19 protein-coding genes are annotated in these 21763 nt (G+C 46.0%); 4 read left to right on the top strand and 15 right to left on the bottom strand.

Annotated elements, in window-relative coordinates; genetic code table 11:
• Window positions 1–111 precede the first annotated feature (111 nt).
• The 10 genes from MARGE09_RS14575 to gyrA form a co-directional block, all read right to left on the bottom strand.
• Window positions 112–1083, bottom strand: coding sequence for a zinc transporter ZntB (locus MARGE09_RS14575; RefSeq protein ID WP_236983072.1), 972 nt, complete (start codon window positions 1081–1083; stop codon window positions 112–114).
• Window positions 1084–1137: 54 nt separating this feature from the next.
• Complete coding sequence (locus MARGE09_RS14570; protein WP_236983071.1) at window positions 1138–2640, bottom strand: sensor histidine kinase; 1503 nt, start codon at window positions 2638–2640, stop codon at window positions 1138–1140.
• Entirely contained in the window at window positions 2633–3349 is a 717-nt protein-coding gene (locus tag MARGE09_RS14565) for a response regulator transcription factor (protein WP_236983069.1), read from the bottom strand. The genes MARGE09_RS14570 and MARGE09_RS14565 overlap by 8 nt, the downstream gene beginning before the upstream one ends.
• 73 nt (window positions 3350–3422) lie before the next feature.
• Entirely contained in the window at window positions 3423–4139 is a 717-nt protein-coding gene (locus MARGE09_RS14560; protein ID WP_236983067.1) for a spondin domain-containing protein, read from the bottom strand.
• Window positions 4140–4147: 8 nt separating this feature from the next.
• Window positions 4148–4858, bottom strand: coding sequence for a spondin domain-containing protein (locus tag MARGE09_RS14555; RefSeq protein WP_236983065.1), 711 nt, complete (start codon window positions 4856–4858; stop codon window positions 4148–4150).
• Window positions 4859–5065: 207 nt separating this feature from the next.
• Window positions 5066–6487, bottom strand: a complete 1422-nt coding sequence (gene cysN / locus MARGE09_RS14550; protein WP_236983063.1) for a sulfate adenylyltransferase subunit CysN — start codon at window positions 6485–6487, stop codon at window positions 5066–5068.
• 19 nt (window positions 6488–6506) lie between these two features.
• Complete coding sequence (gene cysD / locus MARGE09_RS14545) at window positions 6507–7430, bottom strand: sulfate adenylyltransferase subunit CysD (protein WP_236983061.1); 924 nt, start codon at window positions 7428–7430, stop codon at window positions 6507–6509.
• 134 nt (window positions 7431–7564) lie between these two features.
• Complete coding sequence (locus tag MARGE09_RS14540; RefSeq protein WP_236983059.1) at window positions 7565–8482, bottom strand: prephenate dehydrogenase/arogenate dehydrogenase family protein; 918 nt, start codon at window positions 8480–8482, stop codon at window positions 7565–7567.
• A 2-nt stretch (window positions 8483–8484) separates the two neighbouring features.
• Window positions 8485–9594, bottom strand: coding sequence for a prephenate dehydratase (gene pheA / locus MARGE09_RS14535; protein WP_236983058.1), 1110 nt, complete (start codon window positions 9592–9594; stop codon window positions 8485–8487).
• A 3-nt stretch (window positions 9595–9597) separates the two neighbouring features.
• Window positions 9598–12159 (bottom strand): DNA gyrase subunit A, encoded by a 2562-nt coding sequence (gene gyrA, locus MARGE09_RS14530; RefSeq protein WP_236983057.1) that lies wholly within the window; start codon window positions 12157–12159, stop codon window positions 9598–9600.
• 375 nt (window positions 12160–12534) lie between these two features.
• Here gyrA and MARGE09_RS14525 point away from each other — a divergent pair, with 375 nt between their 5' ends.
• Both MARGE09_RS14525 and MARGE09_RS14520 read left to right on the top strand, forming a co-directional pair.
• The gene (locus MARGE09_RS14525; protein WP_236983056.1) at window positions 12535–13680 is read left to right on the top strand and encodes a DnaT-like ssDNA-binding domain-containing protein; all 1146 of its coding nucleotides are present in this window, start codon (window positions 12535–12537) and stop codon (window positions 13678–13680) included.
• A complete protein-coding gene (locus tag MARGE09_RS14520; protein ID WP_236983055.1) occupies window positions 13643–14257 on the top strand; it encodes a replication protein P in 615 nt (204 codons plus the stop codon). The genes MARGE09_RS14525 and MARGE09_RS14520 overlap by 38 nt, the downstream gene beginning before the upstream one ends.
• A 27-nt stretch (window positions 14258–14284) precedes the next feature.
• On the opposite strand, the gene MARGE09_RS14515 is transcribed toward MARGE09_RS14520, so the two are convergent.
• From MARGE09_RS14515 to MARGE09_RS14505, 3 genes are all read right to left on the bottom strand, one after another.
• A complete protein-coding gene (locus tag MARGE09_RS14515; protein ID WP_236983054.1) occupies window positions 14285–14986 on the bottom strand; it encodes a spermidine synthase in 702 nt (233 codons plus the stop codon).
• Between the two features lie 215 nt (window positions 14987–15201).
• Window positions 15202–15870: a fused MFS/spermidine synthase gene (locus MARGE09_RS14510; RefSeq protein ID WP_236983053.1), complete on the bottom strand. Its 669-nt coding sequence runs from the start codon at window positions 15868–15870 to the stop codon at window positions 15202–15204.
• Between the two features lie 349 nt (window positions 15871–16219).
• The gene (locus tag MARGE09_RS14505) at window positions 16220–16960 is read right to left on the bottom strand and encodes a hypothetical protein (RefSeq protein WP_236983051.1); all 741 of its coding nucleotides are present in this window, start codon (window positions 16958–16960) and stop codon (window positions 16220–16222) included.
• 366 nt (window positions 16961–17326) lie between these two features.
• On the opposite strand from MARGE09_RS14505, the gene MARGE09_RS14500 reads away from it, so the two are divergent.
• Both MARGE09_RS14500 and fnr read left to right on the top strand, forming a co-directional pair.
• The gene (locus MARGE09_RS14500; protein ID WP_236983049.1) at window positions 17327–18055 is read left to right on the top strand and encodes an NAD-dependent deacylase; all 729 of its coding nucleotides are present in this window, start codon (window positions 17327–17329) and stop codon (window positions 18053–18055) included.
• 261 nt (window positions 18056–18316) lie between these two features.
• On the top strand, window positions 18317–19048 hold the full coding sequence (fnr, locus tag MARGE09_RS14495; RefSeq protein ID WP_236983047.1) for a fumarate/nitrate reduction transcriptional regulator Fnr: 732 nt from the start codon (window positions 18317–18319) through the stop codon (window positions 19046–19048).
• A gap of 44 nt (window positions 19049–19092) precedes the next feature.
• Here the strand turns inward: fnr and MARGE09_RS14490 are convergent, their stop codons facing one another.
• Together MARGE09_RS14490 and MARGE09_RS14485 are read right to left on the bottom strand one after the other, a co-directional pair.
• Entirely contained in the window at window positions 19093–21090 is a 1998-nt protein-coding gene (locus MARGE09_RS14490; protein ID WP_236983045.1) for a hypothetical protein, read from the bottom strand.
• An 18-nt stretch (window positions 21091–21108) separates the two neighbouring features.
• Window positions 21109–21759, bottom strand: a complete 651-nt coding sequence (locus MARGE09_RS14485; RefSeq protein ID WP_236983043.1) for a PilW family protein — start codon at window positions 21757–21759, stop codon at window positions 21109–21111.
• Between the last annotated feature and the right edge of the window lie 4 nt (window positions 21760–21763).

Below are 21763 nucleotides of genomic sequence, written 5' to 3'. Positions count from 1 at the left end.
AGTAGCAAATGCATAGTCTGCGGTTAATTGACTATCACACGCGTTAAATAAACGTGCGGGCCAGCACTATAACGCGTTCAAGTTTGGCTGTTAAGCGGTTAAAAACCGAAACTAAAGCCAACCCTTGCGTTTAAATATAATGACCTGGGTTGTTACCGTACAAACAAGTACCACCGACATAGCAATAGCACCATAAGGGTAGTCCGTCAGCGGCAAACCGCCAATTTGAAGATCAAAAATGCTTAGAATAAAGCTTAAGGGAAGAAAAAGCGCAGCCACCATCGATAAGATATACATACGGGTATTTAGTTGGTCGGCAACGCGGCTTGCCAACTCTTCTTGAACCACTGCTGCGCGATCTTTTATTGCATCGAGAGATTCCACATAACGCACTAATTGATCGGCGATATTTCGCTGTTGCATTCGTTGGCGCTCACTGAGCCACGACAATGGCTCGATATAGAGCCTAGCCAATGCCTCGCGCTGAGGGGCCAAATATCGCCGCAACAAAATGCATTTACGCCTCAATTCCATAACGTGCACTCGACGCTGCTTTTTGGCATCATCGAGAATGACTTCTTCCAAGGCATCCATTTTATCTTCAAGCGTTTCAATGGCATCGAGCAACTGCACGGTTAATTGGCCCGTAAGCTCTGCCAGCATCACCGCGACTGATCCAGGGCCGACACCATTGTGCATAGAAGCCGCGAGTTCGCGTAACGCTTTTAACGAGCGCCGGCGGGTTGTGATAATACGGTGCTCATCCGCATAAACTCGCACTGCCACCATATCTTCAGGGTCGGCATTGGGGTTGAGATTAATTCCCCGCAATGCCATCACTACCGAATTATTTTCACGCCAAACGTGTGGCCTAGTTTCCTCACACAGCAGAGTTTGAATTGCAACATCGCTCAAGCCGCTTTTAAGGGCCAGCCAATCGCGGGCAGCGGCTTCACGGATATCAAAATGCAACCATAAAAAACCCTGCTCGGGCTTCCAATTTGGAACATCCGCCAGATCAATAGGGGTAGAACGTCCTTGATCATCAACCACATAACCACAAACCAAACCAGACTCTCTCACGGCAACTCCACTTAGTAACTAAAGCACCACTTTACAATGCAAGCAGGCAACGATCTAGTTCCCAAACGGCAGCATAAAGCTAAAAGTGGTACCTCTATCGACATGGCTTGTGACTGATATTTCACTCTGATGAAGGTCAATGATTTTTTTAGTGATAGCTAAACCAATGCCGCCATGAGCGCTATTACCACGCACACTGTTACCCGCTTTAAAGTGCGCATTAAATATATGGGGGATATCTTCTTGTGGAATGCCAATACCCGTATCTTCCACATCAATAGCCACAAAGTGTCCATTTTTCGAGAGCCTCACCGTCACACTGCCATCAACGGGGGTATGACGAAGTGCATTTTCTATAAGGTTGGTAAACACCCGCTCAAGCTTTTCAATATCACCTTTGACCAGAATCGAGGTATCTTTAGGCTCGACCGATAACACAATATGTTTTTGCTGTGCCTCTATTGTGAATTTTTGTAAAACATCTTGCGCCAGCTCCGCTACCGAAAAGGTTTCGCGGTTGACCTGTACATTGCCAGAATCCAAGTGCGCCAACTCAAACAGCTGCTCAATCAAATTGGCAATCTTTTGAGCGTTGCGGGTGGCTATATCGATGTATTGTTCACTTTTTTCAATAGGTATTGTTTTGTGGTTTAAGGTCCAAGTCTCTAGGTAGCCCAGCAGGGATGCCAATGGTGTTCTTAAGTCATGGGAAATATGCGTTAACAGCTCTTTACGCAAATCATCAATGGTAATCACTTGTTGATATTGCTCTTCTAAACGCTCCAACAACGCTTTAAAGCTACTGCCCAACACGTGAATTTCGTTGCGGCTGTTCTGATCCCACCCCTGCAGTGTCAAACTCGCGTTACGCCCACCCTCTTTTGTAAAACCTTCGTCCCGAGCTTGCTGAATTGATTTGGATAATTTGCGTAAGGGCCGTGTAATCAGTGATATCACCACTAAACTTGCCAGCAAGCCAAAACAAAGACTAGAAATTACCAACCAAAACCCAGAGCGCAACATCTTACTTTCCGACAAGGACTCGTAAAATGCATCAAAAATATCGCTCCCCAATATGACATATAAATAACCAATCACTTGATCATCTTTAACAATCGGTGCCGCAGAGAATATTTTTTTTTGCTCTAGCGAACGCGGATTATCGCCCAAAATAGGGGAATCTATTTTTTTGCTGTCCATAAAATATTTTAACGGCGCGAGGTCAACCTGCTTGCGTTTAACAACCGAAGGGTCCGCAGAATACGCCAGCACTTGCCCTTCGGGATTCAAAACATAGAACTCAAAGTTTGGACCAAGCACCATCAGTTTCATAAAGATCATTTTGGCAGCATCTAAATCTAAGCCGGCATCGTTGAAAAGTTTGTATTCTTTATTGACAAGCTTTGCTAGATCGCAATGAAGATGTTGGGTTACCAAGCGCTGATGCGCTGTGGATGCATTAAATAACATGTTGGCGCTTAACGAACCCACAATCAAAAAAATTACCGTTAAGCAAAGGGCCAACTTGGCGTACAAAGTATTTGTTAATTTAACCATTGAATTTATACCCCACGCCCCAAACCGTTAATACATAAATAGGGTTGGCCGGATCTTCTTCGAGTTTTGATCGCAGGCGATTAATGTGTGAATTCACGGTGTGCTCATAGCCGCTGTGTTTGTAGCCCCACACGGCATCAAGTAAATCACCGCGGCTATAAACTCGCCCAGGCGAGCACGCCAAATAGAGCAATAAATCGAACTCTTTTGCTGTTAAATGTACCTCGTCTCCTCTAAGAGAAACCCGCCGCTTATTTCGATCGATTGTTAGCTCACCAAACGTATCCACCGTGTTAGCCACGGGGTCTTGGTAGTGATTAAACTGTACCCGCCGCAACATCGCTTTAACACGCGCTTGCAACTCTAAAATACTAAAGGGCTTTGATAAGTAATCGTCTGCGCCGACTTCTAGGCCAATTACACGATCTGCTTCTGAGTTTTTAGCCGTCAACATCAATATCGGTGTAAAATTTTTGCTTTGCCTTAGCCGTTTGCACAGTGTCAAACCGTCCATTTCCGGCAACATCACATCAAGAATCATTAAATCGAAACCACCCTCTACCGCCAGTGCTAGGCCCTCCCTACCGTTTTCACAGCTGGTGACGTTAAAATCTAATGCCTCTAAATTAAGACAAATCAGTTGGTTAATATCTTTATCATCTTCGACCAATAACAATCGTGGTTGCGATGGCATGTTTGACTGTGACATAAAAAATATCGTTAATAAGTAAAAAGTGAGGCACCTAAGATACCCCACCTATTAGAAAGACTAAACAGGTGAATTATTGAGTCCGTGTCACTTTCAGGTAAAAGCTACCACTATCAAAACGGTAGCTTTCATCCAATACGGATGTTGTTAGGCCACCGTCAAAGCTCACCACGCCTGCATGTCGAGTCACATAATTGTGAATATCATCGCGCTCAGCATCAAAGCCTTCACCACCAACATCGGGGCCCGGCAGTGTGTTGAGCGATTCTGTATTGGCCTCAGTACCGGCATCGTATACCGGTACCGCCATGTGCATAGACTCCCCCAGCATCAAACTGCTGACATCAATATTTTGCAGTCCTACAAAACCATCGTTGGTATAAACTGGCATCGATGCAAAAGAAATATACGCCGGCATCGACGCGGGTAAAGACAAAATAACAGCATTACTAGCGCCTGCTGCCGTTGGACCTGCCGATGCACTATCACTCGCCAGCACACTTGCAAGCAAGGCATCTGGCGAGCCGCTTTCGGCAAGTTGCTCCAGTGCTGGCGATGCTGGCGAGCCAATAGCCCACAGGTTTAGCGGTTGGGTATTTAATAATACCGCTGCCGGCGCTAACAACTGTTTTGCACTGCCATTTGTTATTGAAACTTGGTATTGCGCCATTGTCGTTACTGGAGGCTCATAATTGTTACTCCCTCCGCAAGCCACCAATAAGGCGGATAGCGATAGCGGAGCAAAAGTACTTAGGGCTACATTAAATCGTTTTATCTGAAAGTTATGCATAACCCCTCCTATTTGACAATTACTGTGACTCGGGCAACCGGATTCAACCAGCGATGCACGCTATTATTCAAGTCGCTAATGCCGCCTGTTGTATCATCGTCGCCTAAGCTTCCTCGGTGAATATGAACAAATGGCGCATCTTCGGTAGTAACCCCCATACCATTTACCCCACCTTGTTGCGTTGGATCACCAGGCATATTTTCGTCGCCGTCACCAAGCAACTCATTATTCGCCTCCGTTCCGGCATCGTAGGCATTTAGCATCACATGATAGGTGCCTTTATCGGCAGGGATTTTCCAGCCATTCAAACCAATAAAACCGTCATTTGACGGTAAAAGCATTGCTGTAACACTGAGGTAATCATTGCTGCCAGTATTAATATCGACCATGGGTGAGGTTTGGCCTGAAGGTAAAAAATTTGCCTCGCCCACAGGGTTTAACGCATTAACAGCGCCCATGTCACTAGTATATGTATCGAGATCGCCGATCATACCGAGCTCTGCCATTTTTTCTAACGCCGGTGAAGCCACTTGCCCCACCTCAAATAAAGAAACGGATTCGTTATGTGCGCTAATAAATAATGGGGTGAAATACATACCATAGGTTAAGTTGGTTACGCTAACGGATATCTCGGCAGAGTGAGAGTTAGAAGAAACTCCGGCACCAACAGCAAATAATACAGGCAGTGCGGCGGTAGTCATTAGGCGTTTGAATTTCATGATATTTCCTTGATAAATGTAATGTTATGGTTTTAGGCCCAGCACAATTAGTGCGTAGAGCCAGTCTAAAACCTCAAGATCACATAAATTTCACAGGTCTATCACGTTTTTATCACATCGTCCGAAAAACCTTTTTTCGTCGCACCTTTTATACAGGCACAAAAAAAGGGCTCGTTTGAGCCCTTTTTTATCGGGAAACTACACGTATTATTTTTTGAGTAGCTCGCTTAAGTCTTTGGCATCCCAATGTGGGAAGTGCTTACGCACGAGCGCATTAAGCTCAAGTTCAAAAGCACTGAAGTCAGTTTCAACAACCCCCTTACCTTCTAGCTTTTGGGTCACCATACCTGCACCGACAGTCACGTTAGATAACTTATCAATAACAATAAAGCCGCCTGTTGCACGGTTTATTGTGTAAGGGTCCACAACAACACTTTGATCAAGTTGCAAATCCACAAGCCCGATATCGTTTAAGGCGAGCGCATCGGCTTTGCTAAGCTCTTGCGTATTGACGTCTATACGGTGGCTTATTTTACTGACAATACCATTGGTAACCTTGCCAGCGAATTTGAATTGGTACTCCCGGCCAGCAACTAAAGATTGCTCTGCCATCCATACTAAGTGCGCCTCTAAATGATCAGCAACAGCGACATCATCGTCCACTTTAACAATCATGTCGCCGCGGCTAATATCGATTTCGTCCTTTAGCGTTAATGTAATGGCTTGACCAACAAATGCGCGATCTAAATCGCCGTCGTGGGTAACAATACGGTCTACAACGCTGGTCTTGCCCGAAGGTAATGCTTTAATCGCATCACCTGGCTTAACTTCGCCGGAAGCAATCGTGCCGCAGAACCCGCGGAAATTTAAATTCGGGCGGTTAACCAACTGCACAGGGTAACGGAAATCGGTGATATTTTTATCACCCGCAATTTGCACCGATTCTAAAATTTCCATTAAAGTTTGGCCATCGTACCAAGCACAGCGCTCGCTACGATTAACCACATTATCGCCTTCCAATGCAGACATAGGCACAAAGAAGAATTCATCGACATTCAAGTTTTTCGCAAATTCTTGATAATCTGATTTGATCTTGTTAAATGCTGCCTCGTCAAAATCCAGCAAATCCATTTTGTTCACCGCAATGACCACATGCTTAATGCCTAACAGTGAAGCAATATATGAGTGGCGGCGTGTTTGTGTGACCACACCATAACGAGCATCAATCAGGATAATCGCCATATCACACGTCGATGCACCAGTGGCCATGTTACGCGTGTATTGTTCGTGCCCAGGAGTATCGGCAATAATAAACTTGCGTTTAGCTGTAGAAAAATAGCGATAGGCAACATCAATGGTAATGCCCTGCTCTCGCTCGGCTTGCAAACCATCGACTAACAGCGCTAAGTCTATTTTTTCACCTGTCGTACCGTGCTTAACCGAATCAGACTTTATCGCATCCAATTGGTCTTCATAAATCATTTTGGAATCGTGTAATAAACGCCCAATTAATGTGGACTTTCCATCATCGACAGATCCGCACGTTAGAAAACGCAGGAGCTCTTTGCGCTCGTGTTGAGCGAGGTATTCATTAATATCTGTAGAAATTAAATCGGATTGGTGACTCATAATTGCCTCTAACTCAACCTTAGAAATAGCCTTCTTGTTTTTTCTTTTCCATAGAACCAGAACTATCGTGATCGATAACTCGGCCTTGGCGCTCTGAGGTTGTTGTTAACAACATTTCCTGAATAATCTCCGGCAAAGTGGTCGCATGAGATTCGACTGCCCCCGTTAATGGGTAGCAACCCAAAGTACGGAAGCGAACCATTTTCTCTTCAACCTTTTCGCCTTCGGCAATAGGCATACGGTCATCATCGACCATAATTAAGGTGCCATCGCGTTCTACAACCGGTCTTTTGGCGGCAAAATATAAAGGAACCAAGGGAATGTTTTCTAAATGAATGTATTGCCAAATATCTAATTCTGTCCAGTTAGATAGTGGGAATACGCGAATACTTTCACCTGGATCTACTTTGCTGTTGTAAACATTCCATAATTCGGGACGTTGATTTTTAGGGTCCCAGCGGTGGTTTTTGTCGCGGAATGAATAGACGCGCTCTTTAGCGCGAGATTTTTCTTCATCGCGACGAGCGCCACCAAAAGCAGCATCAAATTTATATTTGTTTAACGCTTGCTTTAACGCTTGCGTTTTCATGATATCTGTATGCTTGGCGCTGCCATGGGTAAATGGACCGACCCCCATATCAACACCTTCTTGGTTGGTATGAACAATCAAATCCCAACCTAAATCTTTCACCATTTGATCGCGAAAAGTGATCATTTCTTTAAATTTCCATGTGGTATCCACATGCATTAATGGAAATGGTGGTTTCCCTGGTGCAAAGGCTTTTTTAGCCAAATGCAGCATCACGGCAGAATCTTTACCGATAGAATACATCATGACGGGGTTATCAAATTCAGCCGCCACTTCGCGAATAATATGTATGCTCTCGGCCTCAAGCTGCTTGAGGTGAGTGAGCGTGTAATCGCTTAAGTTATTACTAGACATCGTATTGTTGAGTCCTAAAATCGCTTACAAAAAATTGTGTCCACGGCATTATACGTTGCTCTGCATCAGCCATTAACAAATAAAAAACTCTAAACTTATAACCGTTTGATCAACACAAGCGGAAAATAGAGCCGTTAGCTCTTTTGCTTGTCCATAACATGGGTAAATTGATCCCGAGCCTGCTTGGCTCGGCTAAAAATCTCTGTGAGTTCATCAGAATCTGATTCGGCAATGGTCTTTCGCAATACTGCCAAATTACTGGAGAATAAATCGATAGCTTCGAGTACCGCATCGCGGTTGGCCAACATAATATCGCGCCACATCACCACATCGCTGGACGCAATACGTGTAAAGTCGCGAAAACCGCCGGCTGCATACCGAAAAATATCTTCGTTATGGCTATCGTGGGCAAGGGTATCGACCAGCGAAAAAGCAATCACGTGCGGCAAGTGGCTTGTCGCACCCAAGATAGCGTCGTGGTTTTCAACATCAAGCTCAAGCACCTCAGCACCAACAGCCCGCCACATATCGGCGACTCGGTCTTTATGCTGATCAGAAGTTTCTTCGGTAGGCGTAAGAATAATGCGGTGATTGGCATAAAGCCCTACCCTCGCGGCCTCTACGCCACTTTGCTCCGAGCCTGCAATAGGATGCCCTAGTACCAGCTGCTCTGGAACTTTGCCATAAACGGCCTTCACATCTTCTAACACACTTCCTTTAACGCTTGCCCCATCTGTAACAGTTACCGTAGCAGGAACGCAGCCTTTTACGCTTTCTAATACTTCGCGAATGGCCAGCGTTGGCACAGCGATAAAAACAACATCGCCCTCACCTAACTGTGCGGCAACATCACCAATAGATGCATATGATTCATCCACCATTCCCCGCTCGATGGCACGCTGGCGAACCAAAGGATCTGGCGCAATGCCAACCACCCGCTTACAAGCTCCAGCCGACTTAAGACTTAACGCCAAGCTACCGCCAATCAAGCCCAGACCAATAACAACAAGGGTATTAATTGGCTGCAAAGCTACTACGTCATCAGCGCTCATAATTAGAGAACGCCCTTAGGGTAGGAACCCAAAATTTTAACATCGGCGGCACGCCTTGAAACTTCCTCAAGCGCTGTTTGAACCTTGGGCGTTTCAACGTGACCATCAAAGTCAATGAAAAACACATAATTCCAATTACCGGTTCGCGAGGGTCGGCTTTCGACACGCGTCAAATCGACACCTAAACGATGAAATGGCTCCAAGATATCATGCAAGGCGCCAGGCTCGTTTTTAACGGCAATAACAACCGAGGTTTTATCATGACCGCTAGGTCCAACATCTTGTTGTCCAACGATTAAAAAACGTGTTGAGTTGTCTGGCATATCTTCAATTTTGTCAGCCAAAACCGTTAAACCATAAAGCTTGGCCGCAGCTTCACCGGCAATGGCGGCAGCATTCCACTCGCTACGCATGCGCTTTGCCGCTTCGGCATTACTTGGCACTGCAATGCGCTCGGCATTAGGGTAATGAGCGTCCAACCATTTGCGACATTGCGCCAAAGACTGCGCATGCGAATATATGCGAGTAATGCTATCGGTTTTGGTTACATCAGAAACCATAAGGTTATGGTGAATACGCAATACCACTTCACCGCAAATATTTAGGTTAGAACTCATAAAAGAATCTAGCGTATGAGTCACTACACCTTCTGTCGAATTTTCAACAGGCACAACACCAAACTGGCAAGCGCCAGATTCTACTTCTCTAAAAACCTCATCAATGGCTGTCATGGGTGCGACTTTTGCGCTGGCGCCAAAATGTTTTAATGCAGCTTCGTGAGTAAACGTACCCTCGGGGCCCAAAAAGGCCACTTTAATCGGGTTTTCAAGCGCTAAACATGCCGACATTATTTCGCGAAACAGGCGCGCATATTCTTCATCAGACAAAGGTCCTTGGTTTCTCGCCATGGCCTTGCGCAACACCTGAGCCTCGCGCTCTGGACGATAAAAAATAGGGTCAGAACCATCACTATATCGACCCTTAACTTCTGCTACAGACTGGGCGCAAACGGCACGCTGGCTAATCAGCGCACCAATTTTTTCATCAATAGCATCGATGTCGTCGCGTAACTTGCCAAGCTCTTTGGCTTCTTCAGAGGAATTATCGACCACGAATTATTCCCCCTCGGCTTCCGGCGCTTCTACGTCGTCCTGCTCTTCGATCCGGCCCAAGCTTACAATATGCTCGCCAGCTTTCGTTTTAATCAATCGAACACCCTGAGTATTTCGGCTTAAAATAGATACCTCATCAGCACGTGTACGTACCAAAGTACCTTGGTCCGAGATAATCATAATTTCGTCACCTTCAAACACCTGCACGGCGCCACGCAATAAACCATTGCGCTCTGAGGTCGCCATCGCGATAACACCCTGGCCACCACGGCCTTTGGTCGGGAAGTCCGCTTGCTCAGTGCGCTTACCATAGCCATTTTCGCTAATAGTCAGCACCTTGCCGCCTTCTTGTGGAATGATCATGGATATCAGGCTTTGGCTGTCATCAAAGCGCATACCGCGCACACCACGAGAAGTGCGCCCCATGGCTCGAACATCGGCTTCCTTGAAGCGCGTTGCCTTACCGTTAGACGCCATTAACAGCACGTCGCAGCTGCCGTCTGTAATCGCGGTGCCAACCAGGCTGTCCCCTTCTACAAGATCTAGCGCAATCAAACCACTGCTTCGCGGGCGTGCAAATTGTGACAAGGCTGTTTTCTTAACTGTGCCATTAGCAGTCGCCATAAAGATAAAGTGATCTTCGTCAAATTCTTTAACCGGCAAAATCGAGGTAATGCGCTCTTCAGCTTCTAATGGCAACAAGTTAACAACTGGGCGCCCGCGGCTTGTGCGGCCGGCAATTGGAATTTGGAAAGTTTTTAGCCAATAGACCTTACCGCGATTGGTGAAGCATAAGATGTAGTCATGGGTGTTTGCGATTAATAGATGCTCGACAAAGTCTTCGTCTTTTACTGAGGTCGCACTTTTACCCATACCACCGCGGCGCTGAGCTTGGTATGCATCTAATGGCTGGCTCTTGGCATAACCACCGTGTGAAATGGTTACCACACGATCTTCTTCGTTGATTAAATCTTCTACGGTTAAATCGGCGCGGGAGGCTTGAATTTCGGTACGGCGCGGGTCGCCATAAGACTGCTCAATAACTTCAAGCTCTTCCCGGATAACTTCCATTAAGCGCGCAGGGTTAGCCAAAATTTCTAGATATTCAGCAATTTGCTCAAGCTTTTCTTGGTACTCAACAAGTAGCTTGTCGTGTTCCATACCGGTTAAACGGTGTAAGCGAAGCTCTAAAATGGCTTGCACCTGTGCTGGCGATAAGTGATACACGCCATCATGCAAACCAAATTGCTCTTCTAGGCCGTCTGGGCGGCAAGCGTTAGCACCGGCACGCTCCAAGAATTGGCTCACTGTACCTACCGGCCAACCTTTGCTTAACAGAGCATCTTTAGCATCTTGCGGCGTTGCAGAGTTTTTGATGGTGGTAATAATTTCATCAATATTCGCAATTGCAACAGCCAAACCTTCTAGCACATGGCCGCGCTCACGCGCTTTGCGCAATAAATATATTGTGCGACGCGTAACAACTTCGCGGCGGTGCTTAATAAAATACTGCAGCAATTCAAGAAGGTTAAGCAGCCTTGGCTGGTTATCAACAAGAGCAACAGTATTAATGCCAAATACGCTTTCCATTTGCGTTTGAGCAAATAGGTTATTTAAAACAACCTCGCCCATATCACCGCGCTTAATTTCGATAACAACGCGCAAACCATCTTTGTCTGACTCATCGCGGATTTCTGAAATCCCTTCAAGCTTTTTATCTTTAACAAGCTCGGCAATCTTTTCAATAAGACGCGCCTTGTTCACCATATAAGGCACTTCAGACACAATAATCGATTCGCGATTGGTTTTCTCATTCACTTCTACAGCGGCTTTAGCGCGCACATAAATGCGGCCACGGCCCGTGCGGTAGGCCATTAATATGCCAGCACGGCCGTTAATAATGCCGCCAGTAGGAAAATCAGGACCAGGAATGTATTCCATAAGGTCGTCAATCGAGAGGTCGGGGTTATCTATAAGCGCCAAACACCCTTTAACCACTTCCGCCAAATTATGGGGGGGAATATTCGTCGCCATGCCCACCGCAATACCGCTTGAGCCATTAACCAAAAGGTTAGGCACGCGCGTAGGCATAACCTCAGGGATCATTTCTTGGCCGTCATAGTTCGGCACAAAGTTAACGGTTTCTTTATCTAGGTCGGCAAGTAAGTCGTGCGCAATTTTGCGCATACGAATTTCCGTATATCGCATAGCTGCCGCGCTATCGCCATCGATAGAACCAAAGTTACCTTGTCCATCGACCAACATATAACGCAGCGAAAACGGCTGCGCCATTCGAACAATCGTGTCATATACAGCAGAATCACCATGCGGGTGATATTTACCAATCACATCACCGACAACACGGGCCGACTTCTTATAAGGTTTATTCCAATCTAGATTCAGCTCATTCATGGCAAATAGCACGCGACGATGGACAGGCTTAAGGCCGTCTCTTACGTCTGGCAATGCTCGGCCAACAATGACACTCATCGCATAATCGAGATAAGACTGTTTTAACTCAGTCTCAATATTGACGGGTAAAACTTCTTTAGCGATATCACCCATAAGATGGCATATTCCTTAGTATTGGTTTGACTCATTATTGTATTAACGCGAATACTGTCTCAGCACGCGGCTTGGCAGAAACGGCTCAGAATGCGTTTTAAGGCTGCGCATGCTACCACACACACCATGCTCGCGCACACCTATTCCCTCTAGAAGGCCCTCAGGCGCCCAACAAGCGCTTTTTGATGGCAAAGAATGGGTTTTGGTCAGCTGTCAAGCCCCTCTCGGTTATTACATTTAGACCAGTAGCGCAGCGAGAAAGCCTTGAGACTGATACAATAAGCGCCACACCGAACTGCCGCCAGGCCACTTAAGTAATGCACAAATGTACAGCATTAACTGGCGCCTAACGCCTTGCTCGAACTGCATTTTTATATGAACAGCTACCCGCAAACCGCAAATAGGCCTGCAACCACAGCGCCGCAAATACTGCCCGAGATTCCGCTAACATTGTCGCCATCGCTCGCGGCAAAATTAGGCGTAGAAGAAGCTTTAATGGTAACGGTATTGCAGCAATTATCACTGCGCCTTGCCGGTCAAAACCAACAAGGCTTTACGTGGTTTACTGCCTCGCAAGCTCAGATTTTTGCTATTGCGCCTTTCTGGGCAGACAAAGACGTGCAGCGCCTATGCACAAATTTACGCGAAGCCAATATTGTCGTGATTGCGTCAGCCCCGTTTAACCAAAGCCAGATGCTTAAATTTGCCTTTAAAGCCAATAGCGATAACCACGCTCAACCCACGGCCAATAACCTACAAACCGCCACAACGGCTTCGCCCACACCAACGCACGCAGTAAGCCCCAATATTATTGCCCCTCACTGGCAGCCCGAGCGCGACACGCTTAACCAGCTTGCTCAACACAACATCCCAGACACCTTTGCACTTAATCAAGTCGGTGAGTTCATTACCTATTGGCGTGAACGCAACGAACCTGCGCGCTCTTGGGAGTCCAAATTCTTTAATCACGTTATTCATAAATGGCGCGACTTTCAGTCGCAAAAAAATCAGCGACCGCAAGTTACACTGATGCACCCCGATTGGCGCCCCAGCGAAGACGCTATGGATGTACTAACCCGCCACGCAGGTATTCGCCGAGAATTTATTGAGGATGCCGTGCCGGAGTTTGTACTTTATTGGCGGGAGCAAGGCAGCAGTTGCGATAACTGGAACCGCCGTTTTCGCGATCACGTAAATCGCCAGTGGGCACGGTACAGCTCTACTTTAGAGCACGACACAACTCCTAAGCGCATACCCGAAGGCTGGCAACCCTCGCGCGATGTTTACGATGTTTTGAGACTTGCAAACATTGAATTACAATTTGCCCACCAACTTATTCCTGAATTTGTCATTTATTGGCGCGATAGCAATCAAGCGCACAGCTCTTGGAATACACGCTTTTTGCAGTACGTGAAGCACCGTTGGGCACAACGCTCCGCAGAGGCTACCGCCATCAACCATTCATCAACACGAGATATGTCCCTTGAAGCACTCGTTACCGACAGAAGCTGGGCAGACTAAAGAAGCCCCTAAACGCGAACACTATATTGATGCTATTAATCAGGTTTTTGCGTTATTTCGCCTGAATTACCATGCCCAGTTTTTTAAGGCATTTAGCACCGAAGCAGAGCTTACTCAAATCAAAAAACTTTGGCTGGGCGAGCTCGCGCGCTTCACACCCGAGACTCTACTGCGCGCAGCAAAATCCATTCTAGAAAGCAGTGATTTTCTACCCACGCTCCACACTATGATTCGCCACTGCGAAAGTCATAGCGACACCGCCAAACTGCCGGACCCGCATAGCGCCTATATCGAAGCTTGCCGCGCGCCCTCACCTAAAGCACGCTATCGCTGGAGCCATCCGGTGGTCTATCACGCAGGCAAAGCTTGCGATTGGTATTTCCTGCAAACCAGCGCAGAGAGTGTTGCCTACCCAGTATTTAAGCGCAAATACCAAGATTTTTGCGAGCGCGTACGCGCGGGTGAAGAGCTTGCACTCGAGCTGGAAAACGTTATCGAGCACAAGCCCCAAACACCTCTCAATAAGGCTGAAAATATCAAGCGCTTGAATATGCTACGTGAAAACCTCGAACTGTAACTAAAAACTCTTAATTAAGCCTGCAACTCACTGTACATTATATAAATTTGCAGGCGAAAATTCGTCCGTAAATACCTTAGCACTCACATTCCAATCTTTTTTATCGGTAATGCTATTGACGATACCTCTAGCATTCCGAATATAGGGAGCAAGAGCTACGAGGTTTCGCTCAACATCCTGCTTAAGCTTCTCTGCATCGCACTTAGAGCCATTGAATGCTACCACCGTACGGGCACCTGCGGATTTAAAAGCACAGAAATCGGGGAAGACCGCTTCGTATGTAACAGACTCCGAATTATAAAAGTCTCGAAAGGAAAATGTATTGGATAACAATAGGCCATTCGGGGAGAGAATCTTTTTGACTTCCTCCAAGAATTCTCGTGTCGTCAAGTGCTCCGGGATGTATTCGCCATTAAATGCATCAAGCAAAATAACGTCATATTTTTCTTTGGCGAAGCCTTGCTTGCGAATAAAATAACGTGCGTCTTGAATCACCACTCGATTATTATCTGCCTGCTTAAAATGCATAAACTCTTCCGCAGCTTCGAGCATTTTTGAATCCAGCTCGACGGTAGTGACATGGGGGGATTTAAAATAACTCATAATGGCTCTTGGCATGGTGCCGCCACCTAAGCCCACACTTAAGACCCTGACATCGTCCTTTTGCGTGCTAAGCGCAGCCATCATCGCTTTAGAATAGAAGAACAGAAGCTCGTCAGGCTTCGCCAAACTTAAGCAGCTCTGGGAATTGAAGGGGTTCTTTTTATTCTTTAGCCGAACGCATCGACTATGCGGCGTTTCTATAACAGTGACATTTCGGTAAAGGGACTTATACTCTTTCAGCACAACAGGCTGTGCTAACGCGCCAAATGATTGAAGCCCCCCTACAAGAAACAATATGCACGAAAGCCAACCTCGGCTGCCAACAAACAGTAATCTCAAAATCATTTAACTTCCCCACGCCTATTACCGAGCAAACAAAGGCTAGCAGCCAACATCAGAGCCACTGCATTACCAAACATAATGGATTTAACCTCGAACAAGGCTACCAACCAAAAAGCCGTGACAAGAGTTCCTACCGCCGACCCCAGTGTTGACACCAGATAGAGGTTCCCTGCACTGTTTCCAACCTTATGAATGTCATGGGAAATTGTCCTAATCGCAACTGGAGACAAAGTCCCTAAAGTTGCCGTCGGCAGTAAATAAAGCGCGAGCGCTGCCAACAAAGAGCCGGATCGGGGGTCGCTAGTTTGGCTAAATGCAATACCCAATACCCAATCTGAAGAAAATTCCACCAACAGCACCTGCAAAGCAGAAAAGCATAACAAGGCGCCCAATATCTTTATCCCATAAAATCGAACAGATAGGCGCCCACCAACACCATAACCTAGAGAGAGGCCGACCATAAAAGTAAATATCAGGCTACCCCATACGTATACGCTACCGCCAAAATAAGGAGCCAGTATCCTGCCCCCAAGCATCTCTACGCTCATCACTGAAAAGCCAGATATGAATACCATGCAAAGCACTAACATATTAGATCGGACAAATACCATACGTAACCAAATATCTTCAGAAGAAATTAAAAATGAATGCAGCTTCCCAAATGACATCCGGCCAACACTTAGGCGGATGCGAAATGGGTTTTACATACCCAATCCACATATGCGCCGATTCAGCAACGCAATATAGATTTAAGAGGCAAATAGCCACACATAACTGAGCCTTAGTAGAGCAATCGCGCAATTGGAAGACCCCAACGGCGGCCCTCGGGCGAACAGCATCATACGCTAAAGCATTGTGTGCGCCCACACCAAATATTGGCGCTTTGTGAAGACGTCGAACTAAATAAAAGCAGGTTCAACTAAATAAAAAAAGAGGGGGGGATAGCAAGGAAATAACAACAATTTAATAGGAGATAAGTCAGCAGCTATGCTGCTGACTTATAGGGCCATACAAAATCTATGGTGCTAAGTAGTAAAAACGTGAACGTGAACCGTCGTGCAACATATTCATAATATCGAAATTGCTATTTGTCGGGACTAGATCCAAATCTATAACACCAGGTGAATCAAAGCCAAACTGATAAGAGCCGCCATTCCATGCAAACCCATAAATTTTGTCCGTTACACCTTGCTTCGCGAAGTATAAACGGTAGTTTTGGCCATCATGAAGCATTGCCCAGCGCGATTTATCAGCATCAGAAGGGGCACCGGTAATTGATATTGTAGGTATTGATCTATGGCCGTATTGATAACTAGAACCATTCCAACCAAACTGGTAAACCTTAGTTTGATCGTAACTTAGCATATAAAGACGATAAACCGACCCGTCATGAAGCATTGCAAAATCTTCAGGGTTAGCATCTGATGGCTTATTGGTAATTCGTAATTGCGCAATTGAATTGTGCCCGTACTGATAGCTACTACCATTAAAACCGAATTGATAGAGGGTGTCTTCACTCCCCTCCTTAAAGAAATATAAACGGTATGTAGACCCATCATGGAGCATTGCACTACGATTGTAATCTGTATCCGAAGGTGCATTGCTTATTTGGATATTTGGGATAGAGGCGAAACCAAACTGGAACGTCTCGCCATTAGCCTGCAGCCCAGCCTGATTAAGACTCTCCGCGTACGAAGTAGATCCAACTAGCATTAATGCTGCGCTTAATCCGCAGGCTTTTAAAAGTCGTAAGTCCATAACTATATCCTTTGTTGAGAAACTTAATGAACATGATATATGCTCGACGGGAAAGCTAACGAAGAGGAGGCAAACGGTCAATGAATGCGTTGCATGAGACGACACGAACCCCCAAAAAAACAAAAACTGTGACGCACTCCACAACTATTACACCAAGAATCCTCGCAATAACTCCCAGCCGCAGTACTACTCATAGCTACGATCGCCTGGTCGCAAGCAAATTATGACGAAATTGCTACTTTTATAGGCATTGTTACTTCCGTTAGCCAGCCACATTGCTAAAACTGCTTTTTTTGCGTTAACACAAAATGTTCTCACGCCGTTTACGGTAAATTCATGCTTCTACATATGTGCAAGGTATGAATTATGGAATCTATCGTAGTCCTAACAGGGGCGGGTATTTCGGCAGAATCGGGGCTGGCGACTTTTCGGGATGCCGACGGATTATGGCAGGGGTATAAAATTGAAGAAGTGTGCACGCCAACTGCTTTTAAGTCTGACCCAGCTAAAGTACAAAGCTTTTACAATCAGCGAAGACAAGAACTCCAAAATAACATTCAGCCAAATGCAGCCCATATCGCACTTGCCGAATTTGCTCGGCAATACCCCGGTCGCTTTACCCTTATAACTCAAAATGTCGACAACCTACACGAGCGCGCCGGTAGCGAAAAGGTGTTACATATGCACGGCGAGCTATTAAAAGTACGCTGCCAGCGCACCTTCAGGGTTTACCATTGGACGTCCCCCATCCTCCCATCAACCCCCTGCCCTTGCTGCAATCAAACAAAAACTTTACGACCGCATATTGTTTGGTTCGATGAAATCCCCTTTTATATGCTCGATATTAACGAAGCATTACAGCAATGCGACCGTTTCATAGCCATAGGTACCAGCGGTCAAGTACAACCTGCGGCCAGCTTTGTCGAAATGGCAAAAAGTTGTAACGCTCAAACCGTCTCGCTGAATTACGCCCCCGCAAATGGCGACTTTGAACAACACATTCAAGGCTTGGCCTCTCAAATAGTACCGGACTATTTCGGACAACTGCTCTCACACGCCGTGTCGCAAAAAAGCCATAAACAGCATCTAATGTAGCAATTAGTTAATCACGCCTTTTGTCTATGCGCCAAGCCTTGTAAAATGCCCGCAAATGAGTCATTGATTCAACCTAGAGATCGCAGTTTAGAGTCAAAAAGCCCCGCATTACCGGGATGCGCATGGCGTGTAGTAAAGTGTGTAGTCACCTTATTGGTGATGAATTATTTTTATCGCGTCAGGTGCACCCAGTGAATGCGGAGACTTTGCTGGTTTAACTGCGGTTTCCAGGTTCAACCTCAAGCGGACAAAGAGACAGCGATGAAAGCACACTGCAACACCGGATCACAAGTCAATTGCGGAGAATGCCGCTTAGGGGATCTTTGCCTACCCATTAGCCTTCTGCGTAATGATATCAACCAACTGGACCAAATCGTTCAGCGCGGCCGCCCACTGCAAAAATCAGACAAACTCTACTTTGCCGGTGACGCTTTTAGGGCTGTTTTTGCGGTGCGTTCTGGCTCGTTCAAAACTGTGGCCGTCTCCACAGATGGAGAAGAGCAAGTCACGGGGTTTTATTTACCCGGTGAAATCCTCGGCATGGATGGCATTGCCACCAACAACCACACCAATACCGCCATCGCTTTAGAGACGAGCTCGGTCTGCGAAATACCATTTAACCAACTAGAAGATCTCAGCGTTAAAATTCCAAACTTACAACGTCGCTTCTTTCAAATCATGGGCAAAGAAATTGCCAGTGATCAAGAGCTTATTAGCCTTCTTAGCAAAAACAGTGCAGACGAAAAAATGGCTTTTTTGCTGCTTAGTATCTCGCAGCGCAACAGTCAACGTGGGCTATCAGCTACGGAATTTTATTTGCCTATGGCGCGGTCTGACATTGGCAATTACCTAGGCTTAACCATAGAAACCGTAAGTCGTGTGCTTGGGCGCTTCCACAAGAGCGGTTTAATTGCTCTCGATAAAAAGCATGTTGTTATCCTTGATATCGATGAGCTTAAAAGGAAAGTTAGCGGCGGCAAAAACACCCCATAGGCCGAGTTTCAGCTCGCCCTCAATGTTATATAGTTAGAGCCACATTACAGATAGCGCGACCACAAAACATCAACGCCTTCCGTGGGTGGCGAGCACGAACTTGTACATGAGCCACCATCAAAATCTGGCACCTCATTGGGCCGGTAAGTTGATGGTAGGTTTTCCAAATCAATTACTGTCTTACCCGCCAAGTCATTAGTTCCAGAGCCACTGCCATTAGCTGCAGCAGAAATATAACCGTGCACAATAGTATCGCCACCCGTATCTAGGTTATTTCCGGCCAATACGGTGCCGAATAATTCATTTGAAGCGGCCAACGTAATATCGCCACCTTGATAAACCCCGCCAGCAAACGGGTTGTTCCCCCCCGCCATAACAACGATATTGGCCAAGGGTAGATAATTCATTACCGCCAAATCTTGATCACAAAGCTGCTCAGGGTAAAGATCTGCAAAGTCTGCAGTTGGGGAAAGTGGATAAGCGAGGGTGCACACAGCGTTGTAACCGACAAAGTTGGGGGCATAGGTTTTCATCGCGCCCGCAGTAGTAATATTGCCGGTAGCTGCAAAAGTGTTGTAATACTCGCCGTTAGACAACACTAGATTGCCTTCAAACCATACAATACCCGGCGCTATATTTTTCCCTCCAATGGTCCATGTTTTACTGGCATTGTCATAACTAAAACAGCTGTTAGCATCGGTATAGCCTTGGCATATTGTTTTTGTCCGCGCCACAGGTGATGTACATTGCCCCATACCATTGATGGCATCGCATAGATAATCTCGATGGTCGCGTAATCCGTCATAGGGGTAACTGCCCAAAAAATATGTTCCGTCAGCAATGCTGTTAACATTTTTTACCGTTACGCGTATAGCACCGCTGACATACTCGAAAGCATAATTGGCGTCAGCTTTAACCATCCAAGCATCAATTTGCGGTTTTGTTCTGCTAAAGGGTTCCAGCTCTTCCATTAGCGGCACATTAACCTCTGTGCCTTGAATCGTATTCAATGAAAGCTCAGGGCAGTTAATTAAGGCAATTTCAGCGACAAGGGAATCATACAAATTCCAGCTTGAATTCGGGCAAGTGATTGATTTTTTCGAAGCAATATCTCTCGCATCTGCCCACGCCCGCAATATAACATCACCGCGTGTGTGTACCTTTTCAACTGGGGCAGCTATATCCACATCCCCCTGCGCCATAATTGTTCCGTAAAATGCCCACTGAGTTACATCTACTGAACCTAGCGTATTCGCAACGCCAACCCTTCCCCCACCAAAAGCTAAACTGCCATTTGCATAAATTAACTCAGCTGTCCCCGCATTTTTTAATGTCACAGTTCCTAAAGCTGATGCTTTATCAACATTTGCTGCACCATCCAATAGTAAATCGCCATTGGTGTACACTTCCTCTAACGGAACTGCACTACCAAGAGTAACGTCGCCAGTAGCATTTAAGTAGGTCACACCTATCAGCGATATACTTAAAGCATTAACATCGCCATCAACATTCACTTTAGTCGGTGTATTTGCTGGGACCTTCATTTCAATATCCCCCCCTAAAATGGTATCATCGAATAAATCGATGTTCGCATCAAGTAACTGGCATAAATCACACACAGCATTAATAACCTGATAAACCACTTGTATGGACGAAGTCGCTTTTGCCCTAGCATCGTAAGCTTTTATATTCGCCGTTACTCGAATACCTTCACTATCTTTCAAACTATTATCGATAGAAACAATAGCGGCTGATAACACTTGCGCTGACCCTGTCACCGCCATTGGAATAGCTGTATCTATCGGCATTGCAGCAACATGGTCGTAATCCAACGTTTTAAGGTATTCCTTGAAAATATGAACCGCAGACCAAGCAGCAGATTGCGCGTGCGTTGCAGCATGCACTGCAGTTTGTTTATGCTGAGTACTTTTAACTGAGCGCGCCAATCCCATGGCCATAGCAGTCATAGATACACCCACCAACAATACAATGAGTACAGTCGCCAATCCCTGCTGCTTATTTAATGTTTGTAGATTTCTCACACCAGCACCTCAAACTATTTATGCGCTACGAATATTGGGAAGGCAGAGTTTTAACTCCGTATTTTCTAGCGGGTTACCATTGGCAATAACACCAGTAATATTGGCCGCCGTACGACCAGACAAGGTTAAAACATAAAAATTACCCGAATCATCCATGCCATATGGCGAGCACGATTGTTGCGTCAAAGCAAAATCAACAATGTCGGTAACATTTTTTGAAAATACAGATATTGTCGAAGACGACTGCCAAGCCATCGTGTTTAAAGCCGCTTCGTCCGTACAGCTGTTACCTGCTGCAGTGATATAATCCAGTGCAAAACCATCGATACCGTTGACAGTTCGCACATACCGCCGCAGCCCCTCGCAAGTCGTTACGCCATCGACTTTGTAGCGCCAATACAAATGTTTTTCATCGTTAACTTCTGTAATGTCAATATTGGATGAATTAGTATCTAACCCAAAACCGGCGTTTTGAACTTTTAGCTGAATTGCTAATAATGTGGTCGCCAATTGACCATCGTGCATGGCATCGACTTTTGCTTCCGTAGCGACAGACACTAAGGTTTTGTACAAACTTAGGCTTGCTAAAATGCCCACTACCGATACCAACAAACCAATCATCAGCCCGATTAGTGTAGTGCCTGCCTGACGCCTAAGAATCCGTCCCATCGAA

The sequence above is a fragment of the Marinagarivorans cellulosilyticus genome (assembly GCF_021655555.1).
Lineage (GTDB): Bacteria > Pseudomonadota > Gammaproteobacteria > Pseudomonadales > Cellvibrionaceae > Marinagarivorans > Marinagarivorans cellulosilyticus.
This window is presented reverse-complemented; position numbering and strand designations above follow the sequence as displayed.